The 473-nt window shown below is 66.2% G+C and carries 1 pseudogene; it reads left to right on the forward strand.

Annotation, left to right across the window (positions count from 1 at the left end):
• Positions 1-473, forward strand: a pseudogene (locus J5M58_RS26655) (flagellar hook-associated protein FlgK); the annotation flags it as partial.

Raw genomic sequence — 473 nt, forward strand, 5'->3', positions numbered from 1 at the left:
TCACCGTCGAGCGCCAGTACAACCAGTACCTGTCGAACCAGCTGAACGCCGCGCAGACGCAGGGCAGCTCGCTGTCGACCTACTACACGCTCGTCGCGCAGCTGAACAATTACGTCGGCAGCCCGACGGCCGGCATCGCGACCGCGATCACGAACTACTTCACCGGCCTGCAGACGGTCGCGAACAACGCGGCGGACCCGTCCGCGCGCCAGACCGCGATGAGCAACGCGCAGACACTCGCGAGCCAGCTCGTCGCCGCCGGCCAGCAATACTCGCAACTGCGCCAGAGCGTGAATTCGCAGCTCACCGACACCGTCACGCAGATCAACAGCTACACCTCGCAGATCGCGCAGTTGAACGAGCAGATCGCGTCGGCGAGCTCGCAAGGCCAGCCGCCGAACCAGCTCCTCGACCAGCGCGATCTCGCGGTGTCGAAGCTCTCGCAGCTCGCGGGCGTGCAGGTCGTGCAGAGC

This window comes from Pseudomonas sp. 32_A, assembly GCF_017490905.1.
In the GTDB taxonomy this organism is placed as follows: Bacteria; Pseudomonadota; Gammaproteobacteria; order Pseudomonadales; family Pseudomonadaceae; genus Aquipseudomonas; species Aquipseudomonas inefficax.